The 16,019-nt window shown below is 37.1% G+C and carries 16 protein-coding genes; 13 read left to right on the forward strand and 3 right to left on the reverse strand.

The window, feature by feature from the left end; translation table 11 throughout:
• Positions 1-27 precede the first annotated feature (27 nt).
• A complete protein-coding gene (gene rpsD / locus OC533_RS00485; protein WP_003723325.1) occupies positions 28-630 on the reverse strand; it encodes a 30S ribosomal protein S4 in 603 nt (200 codons plus the stop codon).
• Between the two features lie 211 nt (positions 631-841).
• On the reverse strand, positions 842-1,330 hold the full coding sequence (locus tag OC533_RS00490; protein ID WP_031649367.1) for a GAF domain-containing protein: 489 nt from the start codon (positions 1,328-1,330) through the stop codon (positions 842-844).
• Positions 1,331-1,609: 279 nt separating this feature from the next.
• Between OC533_RS00490 and ezrA the strand changes: the two genes are divergently transcribed.
• The 9 genes from ezrA (at position 1,610) to OC533_RS00535 (ending at position 11,633) form a co-directional block, all read left to right on the forward strand.
• On the forward strand, positions 1,610-3,325 hold the full coding sequence (ezrA, locus tag OC533_RS00495) for a septation ring formation regulator EzrA (protein ID WP_033838202.1): 1,716 nt from the start codon (positions 1,610-1,612) through the stop codon (positions 3,323-3,325).
• Positions 3,326-3,452: 127 nt separating this feature from the next.
• A complete protein-coding gene (locus OC533_RS00500; RefSeq protein ID WP_194323482.1) occupies positions 3,453-4,592 on the forward strand; it encodes a cysteine desulfurase family protein in 1,140 nt (379 codons plus the stop codon).
• 1 nt (position 4,593) lies between these two features.
• A complete protein-coding gene (thiI, locus tag OC533_RS00505; protein WP_194323481.1) occupies positions 4,594-5,805 on the forward strand; it encodes a tRNA uracil 4-sulfurtransferase ThiI in 1,212 nt (403 codons plus the stop codon).
• Positions 5,806-5,977: 172 nt separating this feature from the next.
• Entirely contained in the window at positions 5,978-7,009 is a 1,032-nt protein-coding gene (argC, locus tag OC533_RS00510; protein WP_194323480.1) for an N-acetyl-gamma-glutamyl-phosphate reductase, read from the forward strand.
• A gap of 15 nt (positions 7,010-7,024) precedes the next feature.
• Complete coding sequence (argJ, locus tag OC533_RS00515) at positions 7,025-8,221, forward strand: bifunctional glutamate N-acetyltransferase/amino-acid acetyltransferase ArgJ (RefSeq protein WP_153648088.1); 1,197 nt, start codon at positions 7,025-7,027, stop codon at positions 8,219-8,221.
• 12 nt (positions 8,222-8,233) lie between these two features.
• Positions 8,234-8,986: an acetylglutamate kinase gene (gene argB / locus OC533_RS00520; RefSeq protein ID WP_194323479.1), complete on the forward strand. Its 753-nt coding sequence runs from the start codon at positions 8,234-8,236 to the stop codon at positions 8,984-8,986.
• Entirely contained in the window at positions 8,983-10,137 is a 1,155-nt protein-coding gene (locus OC533_RS00525; RefSeq protein ID WP_194323478.1) for an acetylornithine transaminase, read from the forward strand. Before argB ends, OC533_RS00525 begins: the two co-directional genes overlap by 4 nt.
• Before the next feature lies 1 nt (position 10,138).
• A complete protein-coding gene (argF, locus tag OC533_RS00530) occupies positions 10,139-11,089 on the forward strand; it encodes an ornithine carbamoyltransferase (protein WP_160463802.1) in 951 nt (316 codons plus the stop codon).
• Positions 11,090-11,381: 292 nt separating this feature from the next.
• Complete coding sequence (locus tag OC533_RS00535; protein ID WP_112119905.1) at positions 11,382-11,633, forward strand: hypothetical protein; 252 nt, start codon at positions 11,382-11,384, stop codon at positions 11,631-11,633.
• A 70-nt stretch (positions 11,634-11,703) separates the two neighbouring features.
• Here OC533_RS00535 and OC533_RS00540 read toward each other — a convergent pair whose 3' ends face one another.
• Complete coding sequence (locus OC533_RS00540) at positions 11,704-12,507, reverse strand: NAD kinase (protein ID WP_003723315.1); 804 nt, start codon at positions 12,505-12,507, stop codon at positions 11,704-11,706.
• 179 nt (positions 12,508-12,686) lie between these two features.
• Here OC533_RS00540 and sppA point away from each other — a divergent pair, with 179 nt between their 5' ends.
• The 4 genes from sppA to OC533_RS00560 all read left to right on the forward strand — a co-directional run bounded on the left by sppA (position 12,687) and on the right by OC533_RS00560 (position 16,003).
• The gene (sppA, locus tag OC533_RS00545) at positions 12,687-13,700 is read left to right on the forward strand and encodes a signal peptide peptidase SppA (protein ID WP_194323477.1); all 1,014 of its coding nucleotides are present in this window, start codon (positions 12,687-12,689) and stop codon (positions 13,698-13,700) included.
• 19 nt (positions 13,701-13,719) lie between these two features.
• Positions 13,720-14,256 carry an RDD family protein gene (locus OC533_RS00550; RefSeq protein WP_003767103.1) on the forward strand — a complete coding sequence of 179 codons (537 nt, stop codon included), beginning with the start codon at positions 13,720-13,722 and terminating at the stop codon, positions 14,254-14,256.
• 60 nt (positions 14,257-14,316) lie between these two features.
• Positions 14,317-14,814: a thiol peroxidase gene (gene tpx / locus OC533_RS00555; protein ID WP_003727378.1), complete on the forward strand. Its 498-nt coding sequence runs from the start codon at positions 14,317-14,319 to the stop codon at positions 14,812-14,814.
• A gap of 190 nt (positions 14,815-15,004) precedes the next feature.
• Positions 15,005-16,003: a class I SAM-dependent methyltransferase gene (locus OC533_RS00560; protein WP_045553083.1), complete on the forward strand. Its 999-nt coding sequence runs from the start codon at positions 15,005-15,007 to the stop codon at positions 16,001-16,003.
• Positions 16,004-16,019: the final 16 nt, after the last annotated feature.

Genomic DNA, 16,019 nt, shown 5'->3' on the forward strand with positions numbered 1-16,019 from the left:
CATGAATTGTAAGGTTTTTAGTTCTAATTAACGGCTGTAGAATTCTACGATAAATGCTTCGTTGATTTCAGCAGCAAGTTCAGAACGTTCTGGTAGACGGTTAAGAGAACCAGTTAGTTTTTCTGCATCGAAAGTTACGTATTCAGGCACGAAGCTTGAAACTTCTAAGCTTTCAGCGATTGCAGAGTTTTTAGCAGATTTTTCACGAACAGAGATCACTTGACCAACAGATACTTGGTAAGAAGGGATATCTACGCGTTTGCCATCTACAGTGATGTGGCCATGGTTTACTAATTGACGAGCTGCACGACGAGTGCGAGCAAGACCAAGACGGTAAACGATGTTATCAAGGCGTTGTTCTAGTAAGATCATGAAGTTCTCACCGTGTTTACCTTGTAATTTACCAGCTTTGTTGAACGTGTTTTTGAATTGACGTTCAGTTAATCCATACATATGACGCAATTTTTGCTTTTCAGCTTGTTGCAAACCATATTCTGAGATTTTTTTACGTTGAGTTGGGCCGTGTTGACCTGGAGCATACGGACGACGCTCTAATTCTTTACCTGTTCCAGAAAGTGAAATTCCTAAACGACGGGAAACTTTCCAGCTTGGACCTGTATAACGAGCCATAAGAGACTCCTCCTTTTATTTGTTTTTGGTATAAAACAAACGTGACGTAAAACCAAATCAGGGCAGTTTACCTTCATATACCATCACCATAGCAGCCGCCGGTTACGCGATATACCACAGAATTACATCTGGGGGTAAACAACACACTCATTCATTTTACTCAAGCTGCATTTTACACATCTTCCAGTATAGTATAGTTACTAGTTCTTTGTCAATTTATTTCTTGAGTAATCGCATCACGGATTTTTTCTAGCCACAACTGGTCCACTTCATCAAAACGATTAAAGAGGGGACTATCAATATCAAGCACACCAAGCAACTGATTATTTTTTACAATGGGTAGAACGATTTCTGAATTAGAGGCAGCGTCACATGCGATATGTCCAGGGAAATCATGCACATTTTCTACTATATATGTTTTTTGGTCAGAGGCAGCAGAACCGCAGACACCTTTACCTAGTGGAATACGAATGCATGCAGGTAGACCTTGAAAGGGGCCGAGTACTAATTGATTTGTTTCTTTTTCAAGTAAATAAAACCCAACCCAATTAATATCGGAAAGTGCTTGATTTAATATAGAAGAAACATTACTTAAATTTGCAATGAGATTTGGTTCACCAGCAATCATTGCTTGTACTTGTTTTAAAGCAAGAGCATAATTTTCTTCTTTTGTACCAGTCATTTTTTGGATTTCAATCATTTTTATCCCCACATTTCTTTTCAAATAATGTTTATAGTATAGCATGAAATAAAATGGATTTTCGGAAATTTGTTTTGAGATAAAGTTGCTTTGAAAATTTTTTCGCTAAACGCAAGTAATTCTGCGCAAATCGTGGTAGAATAAAAGATGTGTATAATGAACTGAAAATAAGGAATTAAAGACTACATATGGAAAGATGTACATAATGGAAAAAGTGTATGGACAGCACGAGTGTGGCTGTTTTTCTTTCACAAGTTAACGTTGATGGGAGGATTTTGGATGTACTACATGTTAATCGGCTTTATTATCGTAGTAATTGCAGTCATTAGTGCAGGCTACATTTTAAAAAGAAAACATTACCAAAGAATAAACGAATTAGAAGAAACGAAAATCAAACTCAGAGAACGGCCGGTTATTGATGAACTTTCAAAAGTAAAAAAATTAAAGCTAACAGGTCAAACAGAAGCGCTTTTCGAATCATGGCGCTCCTCTTGGGACGAAATTGAAACTAGATTATTTCCTGATTTAGAAGAAGTTTTGTTAGAAGCAGAAATGAATGCAGATCGATACAGATTCCGTTCTGCAACAAATACAGAAAACGATATTGAGCAAATGCTTGTTGTAATTGAAAAACAAATGGACCAAATTCTCGGCGGTTTAAAAGAATTGCTTATTAGTGAAGAAAAGAACGCGAAAGAAAGCAGAATGACGAAAGAAAAATTTGCGGAACTTCGTCGGGAAGTTTTGACAAGAGGATTTAAACTAGGAGAAACACTACCTTATGTAGAAGCAAAACTAAACAGCCTTGCTGAAAATTTAAATCGCTATGATTCTCTAACGGACCAAGGAGATCACTTAGAAGCTCGTGAAATCGTCCTATCCGTCCAAAAAGAAATGGCAGTTATTGAAGGTCAAATGGAACGGATTCCTTCATTACTACATGAAACAGATACAATTTTACCGGAAGAAATGAATAAATTGCGTGCTGGTTATGAAGAAATGGTTCGAAAAGGTTATTATTTAGCCCAAATGGAGTTAGATAAAGAAATTTCTCGTATGAAAACGCAAATTGAAAAAATGAAACAAAATGTAATCAACCTTGATTTAGATGAAGCTGAAGAAGGAATTGAAGAATTACATAATGAAATCGAATTGTTTTACGATACGCTTGAACACGAAGCAGAAGCGCGTCATTTCGTGAAAGAAAATCACAGTCCTACTTCTGATAAATTAAAACGACAAAATGCTGTTTCTGATGCACTTGCTGAACAAATCACGGAAGTAAAACAAACGTATCATGTGGCAGAAGATGATTTAGCCGTTTACCTTAAAACAAGTGCTAAATTAAGTGAAGCTAAAGAAAACTTTGAGCAGTTGACAGCATTAATTGCTAGCGGAGAAATTGCTTATTCTGCAGCACAAGATACACTGAAAGAAATCGATGCTGCTTTACTTTCTATTAGTTCAGAACAAGATAATTTTGCAGAGGAATTGCGTTCGCTGCGTAAAGACGAATTAGAAGCTCGCGATGATGCAGAACGGATGAGACGAGCAATTATCACGCTTGATCGTAAAATGGAACGAGAACGCTTGCCAGGTCTTCCAGAAGAGTATCTATCACTTCGAGCACACATGGGAGAATCTATTGATGCACTTGAAAAACGTTTAGAAGAAAAGCCTTTAAACATGAAAGCTGTTAGTCAAGACTGGCGGATTGCGGAAGAAGATTTAACTCATTTAACGGAAAAAGCAGAAGAAATGATGGAAAATGTTCGCTTAGTTGAGCACGTCATTCAATATGCGAACCGCTATCGTTTGCGCAACAAGGAGTTGGCAGATGAGTTAGTTCAAGCAGAAAACCATTTTTATAACGACTACCAATATAAAAAAGCGCTTGAGATTGCTGTAACTGCACTCGAAAAAGTAGAAACGGGCGCATTTAAAAAAGTAGAAAAAGCTTATGAATCAAAAGTAAGCGTAGATGATATTGAATAAAGCCTAAAAAACAAGGATTTCTATTATAATAATAGGAATCCTTGTTTTTTTCTAAATTAGTAGTTGGAAAGTGTTGGAATTATGATAAAATGGAGAGTGGAATATTTGGGAGGAGAGTCTATTTTTTATGATTTATTTCGATAATAGCGCGACGACTAAGCCAAATGCTGCCGTGCTTGAAACATATACGAAAGTAGCAAGTAATTACTTTGCTAATCCATCTTCACTTCATCGTTTTGGCGCTAAGTCTAAAGAATTGCTAGACACATCCAGAAAACAAATCGCCACAATGTTAGACGTTTTGCCCGAAGAAATTATCTTTACATCTGGTGGAACGGAAGGGAATAATTTAGCGATTAAAGGGCTGGCCTATAGCTACAAAAACCGTGGAAAACATATAATTACTTCAAGTATCGAACATCCTTCTGTACGTTTAGTAATGGAAGAGCTTGAGGAAAATGGTTTTACAGTGACGTATTTAAAAGTTGATAAAAATGGCGTTATCCAGTTAGATGAATTAAAAGCGGCACTTACGGATGAAACAATTTTAGTATCTATTATGGGCGTTAATAATGAAGTCGGGAGTATTCAACCACTGCAAGAAATTGGCGAGATTCTTGCTAGTCGGGAACATACTTTCTTTCATGTCGATTTCGTTCAAGGGATTGGAAAAATTCCGCTTGAAATCGATAAGCATGCGATTGATTTACTAACTTTTTCAGGTCATAAGTTTCATGCTTTACGCGGCACAGGAGCACTTGTTAAACGAAAAAATGTTCATTTGCATCCGGAAATTATTGGTGGCGGCCAGGAAATGGGCTACCGTAGTGGAACAGAAAATTTAGCTGGTGGAGTGGCACTTGCTAAGGCATTAAGGTTGACGCTAGAAAATGAATCAAAGAGAGCAGAACTAATCGAAATCCGTGATTATTTATTAACGGAAATCACTCAAATGCCTGATATGACTGTCCATACGAAGAAAAGCGTAGCCGCACCGCACATCGTTTGTTTTTCCGCCAAAGGTCATCGCGGAGAAATTCTAGTTCATGCATTAGAAAAAGAAGATATATACATTTCGACGACGAGTGCTTGTTCATCTAAACAAAAACTAGCAAGCAGTACATTAAAAGCGATGGGCGTGACAGACGAAGAAGCAACTGGTGCTGTGCGAGTAAGCCTATCCTACGAAAACCGTTTATCTGAGGCGGAAATTTTTATTCAAAAGTTGCAAGAAATTATTGAAAATCTAAATAAAGTGGTGAAATAAATTGGAATTTGATCGTATGTTAATTAGATACGGAGAACTATCTACTAAAGGAAAAAACAGAAAGCAGTTTGTGACTAGACTGGCACAAAATGTGAAACGCGCAATGAAAGATTTACCGGAAGTCCGTATTCACGGGGAACGCGACCGGATGTATATTATTTTAAATGGAGCGGATTACCAACTTGCAGAGGAACGTTTAAAACCGATTTTTGGGATTCAATCATTTAGTCCAGCAGTTCGTGTTAATTTAGATTTAGAAGAGGTCAAAGCGGCTGCACTTTCTTTAGTTCAAGATGCGCACGAGGAAAATGGCACGTTTAAAGTAGCGGCAAGACGTAGCCACCGTGAGTTTCCGCTTGATTCTAATGAAATCAATCAGGAAATCGGCGCACATGTGTTACAAAATATCGAGGACCTGACTGTCAATGTAAAAAATCCAGATGTAAAACTAACGATTGATGTTCGTAAAGAAGGCGTCTTTTTATCATGTCGGACGATTCTTGGGGCAGCTGGTCTTCCGGTTGGTTCTTCTGGTCGCGCGATGCTGATGCTCTCTGGTGGTATCGACAGTCCAGTTGCTGGGTATTTAGCACAAAAACGTGGTGTGGAGATTGAAGCGGTTCATTTTCACAGCCCGCCATATACGAGCGAACAAGCTAAACAAAAAGCAATCGATTTAGCAGGGAAATTGGCTAAGTATAGCGGACAAGTTCAAATGCATATCGTTCCATTTACAGAAATTCAAGAAGTAATCAAACAGCAAATTCCTGAGAGCGTGATTATGACTGTTACACGCCGAATGATGCTTCGAATTACGGATGAACTTCGCCGTAAGAGAAATGGATTAGCGATTGTTAATGGTGAAAGTTTAGGCCAAGTTGCCAGCCAAACACTCGAAAGTATGCTAGCAATTAACGCTGTAACAGCTACACCGATTATTCGCCCAGTTGTTTCAATGGATAAAAATGAAATTATTCAAATCGCACAAAAAATCGATACGTATAATTTATCTGTCCAACCATTTGAAGATTGCTGTACGATTTTCACGCCGCCTTCTCCAAAAACAAAGCCAAAACTTGATAAAATCGAGCATTACGAAAGTTTCACAGATTTTGATTCCTTAATTTTAAAGGCATTAGAGAATGTCGAAACGATTTCTGTTAATGTTGCCGAGAATACTGAAATAAAAGATGAGTTTGCTGACTTATTTTAAGATAAACCGTTTATCCTTTTTAGGGTAAATGGTTTTTTTGTATATTATATACAAAATAAATAACTAAAAATGCATAAAATAGTTTTAAATATTAATAAAAAACCATTTGACATTATAAATATACATCATTATAATGAAAAGTATCATTTAATAATTAACGGGAGGGGTTAGGATGAAAGTTTCTATTATTGGGGCGACAGGATACGGAGGGCTTGAGCTAATCCGCTTGCTGCACCAGCATTCTTCGGTCGACATAGCGACGTTACATAGTTTTTCCACACAATCAGAAACATTGGCAAACTTTTATCCACATTTAAAAGGTTTAGAAGCTAGCCCCTTAGAGAAAATAAATCCAGCAGAGATTATCGAAAAAAGCGAAACGGTTTTTATTGCTACTCCATCGGGAATCGCGAAAGATGTAGCCTTACCGTACATCGATGCCGGGCTTAATGTGATTGATTTATCCGGAGACTTTCGGCTAAAAGATAACCAACTTTACGAGAAATGGTACGGGAAAAAAGCGGCACCTGAAGATTATTTAGCTAAGGCGGAATATGGTTTAGCAGAATTTCGCGACAATAAACTTGCGACTTTTATTGCTAATCCAGGATGTTACGCAACGGCGACTTTACTAGGGTTAGCTCCACTCGTGAAAAAGCAGCTAATTGATCCCACATCCATTATTGTAGATGCCAAATCAGGTATTTCCGGAGCGGGAAAAGTGCCATCTAAAAGCACCCATTTTACAGAAACAAATGAAAATATGACACTATATAAAATGAATTCCCATCAACACATTCCGGAAATTATGCAACAACTAACAAAATGGGATAAGAGTATCCCTGCAATTCAATTTTCCACTTCATTAATTCCCATCACACGAGGAATCTTCACAACCATCTACGTAAAACCTAAAAATCCAATTACCCAGCAAGAATTACATCAATTATACGAATCCACCTACGAGCATGCTTCATTTGTCCGAATTCAAGCAGAAAATACTTACCCAACTGTAAAACAAGTAACGGCCTCTAATTATTGTGATATTGGCCTTGCTTATAATGAAAAAACGAATGTAATCACCATCGTTTCCGTAATCGATAATTTAGTTAAGGGAGCGGCTGGTCAAGCAATTCAAAATTTAAATATAATGGCGAATTTTGCTGAGAGTGACGGATTGGGATTTATTCCAGTGTATCCGTGAAAGGGGAAAGAAAAAATGGAGCTTATTAAAGGAAATATCGCCTCACCAAAAGGCTTTTATGCGGACGGGAAACATGCTGGGCTGAAAAGAAAACGAAATGATATTGGCTGGATTTACTCAGAAGTACCAGCAAATTCTGCGGCAGTTTACACGATGAACCAAATGCAAGCCGCACCCATTTTTGTTACAAAAGATTCTTTTAAAAATAGCGCGAAGTTACAGGCGATTATTGTGAATAGTGGCAATGCCAATGCGGTGACAGGAAATCAAGGAATGTTAGATGCGCTTTCAATGCGAGCAAAAACGGCAGAAAAATTAGCGATTCCACTGGATACAGTCGCAGTTGCTTCGACAGGAATAATTGGTGAAATGCTCCCAATGGATAAAATAATGACTGGAATCGATTTATTAGAAAAACAAACAGGAAACGCAGCTGATTTTGAAGAAGCTATTTTAACAACAGATACTTTTCAAAAACAGATTAGTTTTCAAACAGAAATAGGTGGTAAGACAGTCACGATGTCAGGGGTAGCGAAAGGTTCAGGAATGATTCACCCTAATATGGCTACCATGCTCGCTTTTATTACGACAGATGCTGCCATTCCAGCTGAATTATTGCAAAAATTACTAAAAATAAAAGTAGATAAAACTTTCAATCAAATAACGGTTGATGGCGATACTTCTACTAATGATATGGTCGTTGTTATGGCAAATGGATGCGCAGAAAACCCGCTTATTCAAGAAGGAACAGCTGATTTCGAAAAATTTGCAGCTATGTTTCAAGCAGTAACAGAACACCTTGCTAAAAGTATTGCTCGAGACGGTGAGGGTGCGACTAAATTAATTGAGGTTCAAGTAAAAGGCGCGACTAAAACAGAAGATGCCAGAATGATAGCTAAAAAAATCGTTTCTTCTAGTCTCGTGAAAACAGCGGCATTTGGTGGGGATGGCAACTGGGGACGCATTATTTGCGCAATTGGTTACTCAGGTGGTCGTTTTGCACCAGATAACATTACTATTAAAATTGGCGGCATAGAAATACTAAATCATAGTAGCCAAACAATTTTTAATCAACAAGCATTAGATGCCTATTTAGAAGAAGAACATATCGTTATTGAAGTCGACCTTCATATTGGCCTTGAGTCAGGAACAGCGTGGGGATGCGATTTAAGTTATGAATACGTCAAAATCAATGCATGTTACCGGACGTAAGGAGTGAATAGAATGAAAGATACGATAGTGATAAAATTAGGCGGTGTTGCAAGTGATAATTTGACAGACGATTTCTTCCAGCAAATTATCAAATGGCAAGCAGAGAAAAAGAAAATCGTACTAGTTCACGGCGGCGGTCATTATATAACAAAGATGATGAAAGCACTTGATATTCCTGTTGAGACAAAAAAAGGCTTGCGCGTTACTAATAAACAAGCGCTTGAAGTCACAAAAATGGTTTTAATTGGCCAAGTCCAACCAGCCATCACTACAGCTTTTCAAAAAAGAAATATTTCTGTTATTGGATTAAACGCAGGCGACACTGGTTTGTTAGAAGCGGATCAAATCAATGATTCTGACCTCGGTTTCGTTGGGAAAATTACTAAAGTGAAAACCGCTTTAATCGAACAATTACTTGCTGAAAATATTATCACTGTGATTGCGCCGCTTGGTATCAATAGCGCGCATGATTGGCTAAATGTCAATGCTGATACAGCGGCATGTGAAGTAGCAAGTGCGCTAAATGCAGAAGCACTTTACTTACTAACAGATGTCCCAGGTGTGAAAAATGGAGCAAAAATTATCGACGAAATAGCTACGGATGAAATAAACAAATTACAAACTACCGACATAATAAAAGGCGGAATGATTCCAAAATTAGCAAGTGCCGCTTTTGCTGCTGAAAATGGTGTCGGGCAAGTAATTATTACAGATTCACTGGAAAATCCTGGAACAAAAATTAAAAGTAAGGTGGCGATTCGATGAAACATGTTTTTCCGACGTATAATAGATTCCCGATTGATATAGTTAAAGGTAACGATACAGTTGTTAAAGACACAACAGGTAAAACATATCTTGATTTTACTAGCGGGATTGCAGTTTGCAACTTAGGTCATTGTCCGGAGAATGTCACGGAGGCGATTCAATCCCAATTAGCAAATATTTGGCATACCTCGAATTTATATGAATGTGCACTGCAAGATAGCGTGGCGGAATTAATTACTGATGGGACAGACAAACTAGTCTTTTTTTGTAATAGCGGAACAGAAGCAAATGAGGCTGCTCTTAAATTAGCGAGAAAATATACAGGCAAAGAAAAAATAATAACGTTTGAAAAATCTTTCCATGGACGTACTTTTGGTTCGATGTCAGCTACCGGACAAGCTAAAATCCATCAAGGTTTCGGAAGTCTTGTTCCTGGTTTTACATACGTTCCCTATAACGACATAGAGACTTTCAAAACCGAGCTTGACGAAAATACAGCGGCTGTCATGTTAGAGGTAATCCAAGGTGAAGGCGGCGTCATACCAGGGAATGCAGCCTGGCTAATGGAAGTTCAAATGCTATGTAAAAAAGCGGGCGCATTACTAATTATTGATGAGGTTCAAACAGGACTTGGTCGAACGGGAACGCTTTTTGGTTTTCAGCAAACGTTCTTAGATCCAGATATTTTTACTTTAGCAAAAGGGCTTGGGAACGGCTTGCCAATTGGAGCAATGGTCGGAAAAGAACACTTAAGCAGTGCTTTTGGTCCGGGAAGTCATGGATCTACTTTTGGCGGAAATAAACTGGCACTCGCTGCTGCGAAAGAAATTTTATTAACAATGAAGCAAACCGGATTTTTAGAAGAAGTGAATGCAAAAGCAGCTTATTTTAGAAATTTATTAGAAGAACATTTCGAGCAGTTAGAAAATGTTGTAGCGATTCGCGGTGAAGGCTTTCTCATTGGCATAGAACTGGGTAGTAGCGCGGCGCCAGTTGTTACAGAATTACGCGATAAGGGTTTATTAATACTAACAGCCGGACCTAATATATTACGGATTTTACCGCCTTTAACTGTCAGCTATGCAGAAATAGATCAAGCAATTAGCATATTAAAAAGCGTTTTGGAAAAACAATTGATTGGAAGTGAGTGAGATGACAATGTACGTAAAAAGTAATACGACAGGAAAAGATATGTTAAGTTTACTTGAATGGAATAAAGAAGAATTAATCGATATTATTAAGCTAGCTGTTGCAATGAAAACAAATCCAGCTCATTATAGTCATATTTTAAGTGGAAAAATTTTAGGAATGATTTTTGATAAACCTTCTACTAGAACGCGGGTGTCTTTTGAAGCGGGGATTTTGCAATTGGGTGGTCAGGCGATTGTAATGAGTTCTAAGGAACTTCAAATCGGCCGCGGCGAGCCAATTAAGGACACAGCGCATGTGATGTCAGAGTATATTGACGCAATCATGATTCGGACTTTTAGCCATGAAAAAGTAGAAGAATTGGCGTACCATGCAGCGATTCCCATTATTAATGGTTTAACCGATTTACATCATCCATGCCAGGCGTTAGCGGATTTAATGACTATTTATGAATGGAAAGATCAATTTGAAGGTGTCAAATTAGCCTATATCGGTGATGGAAATAATGTATGCCACTCTCTCGTTTTAGCAAGCGCGATGGTTGGACTAGATATACGACTAGCAATGCCAAAAGGATATGAAGTGGATGAAGCGATTCTTAGTACTGCTGAAAAATTAGCAGAAGAAAGTGGCGCAAAGATTTTCATAACTGAAGATCCAAAACTTGCAGCAGCAGATGCTGATTTTATTTATACAGATGTTTGGACAAGCATGGGGCAGGAAGAGGAAAATGCAAAACGTTTAGCTGATTTTGGGGAAAAATATCAAGTGAACACAGAGTTAGTTAGTGTTGCTAAGCCAGATTATCATTTCTTACATTGTTTACCAGCACACCGAGAAGAAGAAGTGACAGCTGAGATCATTGATGGCGCTCACTCGGTTATTTATCAACAAGCAGGAAATCGACTTCATGCACAAAAAGCATTACTAGCAGCGATCTTAGAAGTAAAATAATTAAAGGAATAGATAATGTGAGAAAAATGTTTGAAAATCTCTGAATTCTAATATAATTCTCCTAACTAATTTGTTTGTGATCAATAGTAAAAGTGAAACCCCTATTGATTTAACAATATCACTATGCTATATTGTTTGTGTGAAAAATCAAGTGAAGCGATTTTATGTTAGGTAGGGGCAGAGTAGACACAAAATTTTTACATGAACTTGAAGCAATCGTATATGACCCAATTTTTATTGGAAAGAATTTTTGCAAACAGCTTATGATAATTCTATAATGGAGCGCGTAGATATGAATAGAGATAAAGTAATACATGTTTTTTTAAGTAGTGATAATTTATCCGAAAATTTAGCTTATAAGATTGTTGCAAATTTAAAATCTGAAAGGGAAGCTAAAATGACCTTTAATCTGACACAATTAAATTTTGAGTTTGAAACACAGGAAGTAATAATCTCCTATTATATTCTTGACGAAGAGTATCCGGATAAAATAGTAACTTTTCAGGAGTTATTAGATTTGCTAAAACAACAACTACTAAAATAAAAAAGCAATATGAATTGGAAAAATTCCAAAACATATTGCTTTTTTATTCATTTATTTGATGCTCAGTTTTTTATAAGAAATTACGTTTAACTTTATCCCAGAACGAATTCTTAGGCAATTTAATAATATTGATAAAACGATCGCCTACTTCTAAATTAACTTCATGAACGTGTTGGATACTAAGTGCTTCGCTGTCCATTCCGATCATTGGGAATTCATTGTTTCCTTCCTCAGACGCAATTTCAATACGTAGTTTGCGTTTTGGACTAAGAATGAAAGAAGAACCAAGTGTACGGAATTTATTATTATTAATAGAAGCGAGTTCACTTACTTGCATAGATGGCAGTAGTGGATCCACGATAGAACCGTTCACTGATTTATTATAAGCTGTACTTCCTGTTGGTGTGGAGATAACCATTCCATCGCCGCGGAAAGTTTCAAAGTGAGAATCATTAATATAAAGATCCATCGTAAGCGTTCTAATAATAGAAGAACGAATGTTGAATTCATTTAATACGTAAAATGCTTTCGTATTATTCACTGTTCCATAAATAGTTGGGTAACGACGTACTAACCAACGATCTTCTATTGCTGCTTTGATGATTTCATCCAATTGATTAATATGGAAATCACAGTATTGACCTAATTGTTCTGTAAGCGCAATTCCTGCATATAAACAATCTTGACGGAAGCCTGTTTCTCTTACGGATTTAAGAAAAGCACCATCGCCACCAATACTAATAATAACGTTTGCTTTTTGATAATCATCAGTTAATTCATAGCCATAATCCGTCGTAATTTTCTTTAGTTCTTTTGCTTTTGCATGTAGTTCTTCTGTTTTTCGATAGGAAAAATAAAAAATAGTTTTTGCCATGTTAGTTGTCCCTCCAGAATCCAATTTTAATCAACAAACTTATTATAACACGACTTAAGTTCAATTACTTTCTTCATCCAGTAAAAAAGTGAAATAGGACACAATTTAAAAGAAAGATTGTGCAAAACAGAGGAGACTGGTATTATTACAGTATCTAAATAGAAAAAGGGGAGAATTTAATGAACGCAAAAAGATGGATTGCACTAGGAATTGTATTTGCACTTTTAATTGTTAGTGCGCTAGCTAAGTTTACATCAAGTCAAATTGCTTCAATGGAAGATAGTGAACCGACACTAATGGAAAGTATATTCGCTGACACTAGTGAACTAACTGAAACAGTCATCGAGGAAGGCGGGTCAGATACAATTGCTGTATTATCCGTAGATGGAACGATTCAAGACACTGGAGAAGCGGGCTCTTTATTTAGTGAGACTGGTTATAACCACGCGTTTTTCATGGATCAATTAGAAGAAGTGCGAAATAACGATGCTATTCAAGGTGTTCTGTTGTATGTTAATTCACCAGGTGGCGGTGTTATGGAATCCGCGCAAATTCGCGATAAAATTTTACAAATAAAAAAAGAACGTAAAATTCCGTTTTATGTTTCCATGGGGAGTATGGCAGCATCAGGCGGGTATTATATCTCAGCTCCAGCCGATAAGATTTTTGCAAGTAAAGAAACGCTAACAGGTTCTCTGGGGGTTATTATGCAAGGTTATGACTACAGCGAATTAATGAAAAAATTAGGGGTTTCCGATAATACCATTAAAAGTGGTGCATATAAAGACATCATGAGCGGAACAAGACCGATGACTGATGATGAGAAAAAAATTATGCAGTCAATGATTGATGATTCTTATAATGAGTTTGTTAAAGTAGTAGCGACAGGACGAGGTATGTCTGAAGAGCAAGTTCGTAAAATTGCTGATGGTCGTATTTACGATGGTCGCCAAGCAAAAGAAAACGGCTTGATTGACGCATTTGGTTATCAAGAAGATGCTTTAGAAGCCTTGAAAAAAGAAAAAGACTTAAAAGACGCTACGGTAATTCAATATGATGCTCCTGAAAGCTTTAGTTCATTATTCTCTGTAGCTGCTCAAAAAATGAGTGGTCAAAATGCTGATATTACTCAATTAATTAAGTTAACTGGCACACTCAAAGCACCAAGGATGATGTATTTATATGGAGAATAATGTGAGAGGAGAGGCGCAAATGAGTAATGAAAATGTTGCTTTGGAAAATAAACGCCAAGTCTATCATTATGAGCCGCCAATCAAACAAGAAGATGCTATTCCTAAGCAGTACTTTGCTGGGTTTTGGGTGCGCTTTTTAGCTTACTTGGTTGATTTAGTTGCTATTGCTGCACTTAAAGGAATCATTGTTAATCCTATTTTCCGAGTTGCTGGAATCAATATGGAGAACAGTTTTTTCTCTGGTTATTGGATAATGGTTACCGTCCTATTTCTCGCGTATTTTATTCTACTAACGAAATTTTTCGGGCAAACTCTTGGTAAAATGCTGTTCGGTCTTCGTGTAGTAAAATTAGACGGCGAGAAATTAACGTGGCTTACCGTTCTATTTCGTGAAGGTGCCATGCGCTTTGTTTTAAAGACAGTGTGGCCACTTTATGTAGTTTGTGCTTTCACGCCAAACAAACAAGGGATTGCAGACTTTTTTGAATCCACTTCTGTTGTCCATGTTGGTTATTTAGAGCTAGACGAAAAATGGAAAAATGGAGCAAAAAAATAGCTTATCGAGTTTTTCTTCTTTAGAATGGAATAGAAGCGTCAATTTAAAGGAGGAAGAAAAATGACTCAAGTAACATTTAAGCATAATCCAGTTACACTAGTAGGTACTGAAAGAAAAGTAGGCGATAAAGCGCCAAATTTCACTGTGGTTAATAGAGATCTAGAAGAAGTAACTTTGCACGATTATGACGGGAAAGTGAGACTTATCAGCGTAGTTCCTTCCATTGATACAAGTGTTTGTTCTACTCAAACGCGTAAATTTAATGAAGAAGCAAGCAATCTTGATAACACGGTAGTCTTAACTATTTCAGTTGATTTACCATTTGCGCAAAAGAAATGGTGTGCAGCAGAAGGTTTACCAAATGCGATTACTTTATCTGATCACCGTGACCTTTCTTTTGGAGAAGCATACGGTGTCGTTATGAAAGAACTTCGCTTGCTCGCACGTTCAGTGTTTGTTGTAAACGCAGCAGGAGAAATTGTTTACACAGAAGTTGTTCCTGAAGGCAGCGATCATCCGAATTATGAAGCAGCTATAGAAGCAGCGAAAAAAGCATAAATGATAAAAGCCTTCCTTGTATGAGGGGGGCTTTTTTCTGTATTACTACTAAAAATAAACTGTACTAATCCTAATTAAATATTTCCAGCAGATATTTCACATTTTACTACAGAAAATCCTTTCACATTCTTTGGAAATACTGTATAATGTTTGGTGGTGTTAGTAATGATAAAAATTCGAGGTGTTACTTTTGGCAAATGAAGCAACGCAAGAATTATTTCAAGTGCTTGATAATACAGCTATTATCTTGCAAAATGAGCTTGAAATAAGCTATTTGGAAGCGGTTTATGAAACAGGAGAAAATCTGTTTCAAAAAGAAGTTTTACAAAAAGAAGAGTTGTCTTCTGAAAAACAATTGAAATTACAAGAGTCCTATGAAAGTATAGAACTCGAAAATTTCTCAAATGAAGAAATACGCAAAGGTCTTCAGTTAGCACTACTAAAAGGCATGAAACATGGTATTCAAGTTAATCACCAAATGACACCAGATTCGATCGGATTTATTGTGGCATACTTACTTGAAAAAGTGATTCAAAAAAAGAAAAACATTTCTATTTTGGATCCAGCCTGTGGAACAGCGAACCTTTTAACTACTGTGATAAACCAACTAGAGCTAAAAGGCGATGTAGAAGTTCATGCGAGTGGTGTGGATGTAGATGATTTGCTTATTTCGCTTGCATTAGTAGGCGCGGATTTACAGCGACAAAAAATGACCTTACTTCATCAAGATGGGTTAGCTAATTTATTAGTAGATCCAGTAGATGTCGTAATTAGTGATTTGCCAGTTGGCTACTATCCAGATGATGAAAATGCAAAAACATTTGAACTTTGCCGTGAAGAAGGGCATTCATTTGCACATTTCTTGTTTATAGAACAAGGAATGCGCTACACAAAGCCAGGAGGATATTTATTCTTCTTGGTACCTGACGCAATGTTTGGGACTAGTGACTTTGCTAAGGTGGACAAGTTTATCAAGAAAAACGGTCATATTGAGGGAATTATTAAATTGCCTGAAACACTGTTTAAGTCTGAACAAGCACGAAAAAGCATCTTGATTTTACAAAAAGCGGACGTAGATGTAAAGCCGCCAAAAGAAGTTTTATTGGCCAATCTCTCTTCGCTAACAGATCCGAGCGTAACTGCACCGATTTTAGCTGAAATAGAGAACTGGTTCAAAAGGAAACGATAATGGAAGGAATTGACAA

The organism is Listeria sp. Marseille-Q6474, from assembly GCF_946902005.1.
Lineage (GTDB): Bacteria > Bacillota > Bacilli > Lactobacillales > Listeriaceae > Listeria > Listeria innocua.

Bases quoted from the DNA above. Each gene is read 5' to 3' on its own strand.
- argC (WP_194323480.1), top strand. From the start codon at position 5,978: ATGAAAGTTTCTATTATTGGGGCGACAGGATACGGAGGGCTTGAGCTA.
- OC533_RS00525 (WP_194323478.1), top strand. From the start codon at position 8,983: ATGAAACATGTTTTTCCGACGTATAATAGATTCCCGATTGATATAGTT.
- ezrA (WP_033838202.1), top strand. From the start codon at position 1,610: ATGTACTACATGTTAATCGGCTTTATTATCGTAGTAATTGCAGTCATT.
- rpsD (WP_003723325.1), bottom strand. From the start codon at position 630: ATGGCTCGTTATACAGGTCCAAGCTGGAAAGTTTCCCGTCGTTTAGGA.
- tpx (WP_003727378.1), top strand. From the start codon at position 14,317: ATGACTCAAGTAACATTTAAGCATAATCCAGTTACACTAGTAGGTACT.
- OC533_RS00550 (WP_003767103.1), top strand. From the start codon at position 13,720: ATGAGTAATGAAAATGTTGCTTTGGAAAATAAACGCCAAGTCTATCAT.
- OC533_RS00535 (WP_112119905.1), top strand. From the start codon at position 11,382: ATGAATAGAGATAAAGTAATACATGTTTTTTTAAGTAGTGATAATTTA.
- sppA (WP_194323477.1), top strand. From the start codon at position 12,687: ATGAACGCAAAAAGATGGATTGCACTAGGAATTGTATTTGCACTTTTA.
- OC533_RS00540 (WP_003723315.1), bottom strand. From the start codon at position 12,507: ATGGCAAAAACTATTTTTTATTTTTCCTATCGAAAAACAGAAGAACTA.
- OC533_RS00490 (WP_031649367.1), bottom strand. From the start codon at position 1,330: ATGATTGAAATCCAAAAAATGACTGGTACAAAAGAAGAAAATTATGCT.
- OC533_RS00500 (WP_194323482.1), top strand. From the start codon at position 3,453: ATGATTTATTTCGATAATAGCGCGACGACTAAGCCAAATGCTGCCGTG.
- argJ (WP_153648088.1), top strand. From the start codon at position 7,025: ATGGAGCTTATTAAAGGAAATATCGCCTCACCAAAAGGCTTTTATGCG.
- argB (WP_194323479.1), top strand. From the start codon at position 8,234: ATGAAAGATACGATAGTGATAAAATTAGGCGGTGTTGCAAGTGATAAT.
- argF (WP_160463802.1), top strand. From the start codon at position 10,139: ATGACAATGTACGTAAAAAGTAATACGACAGGAAAAGATATGTTAAGT.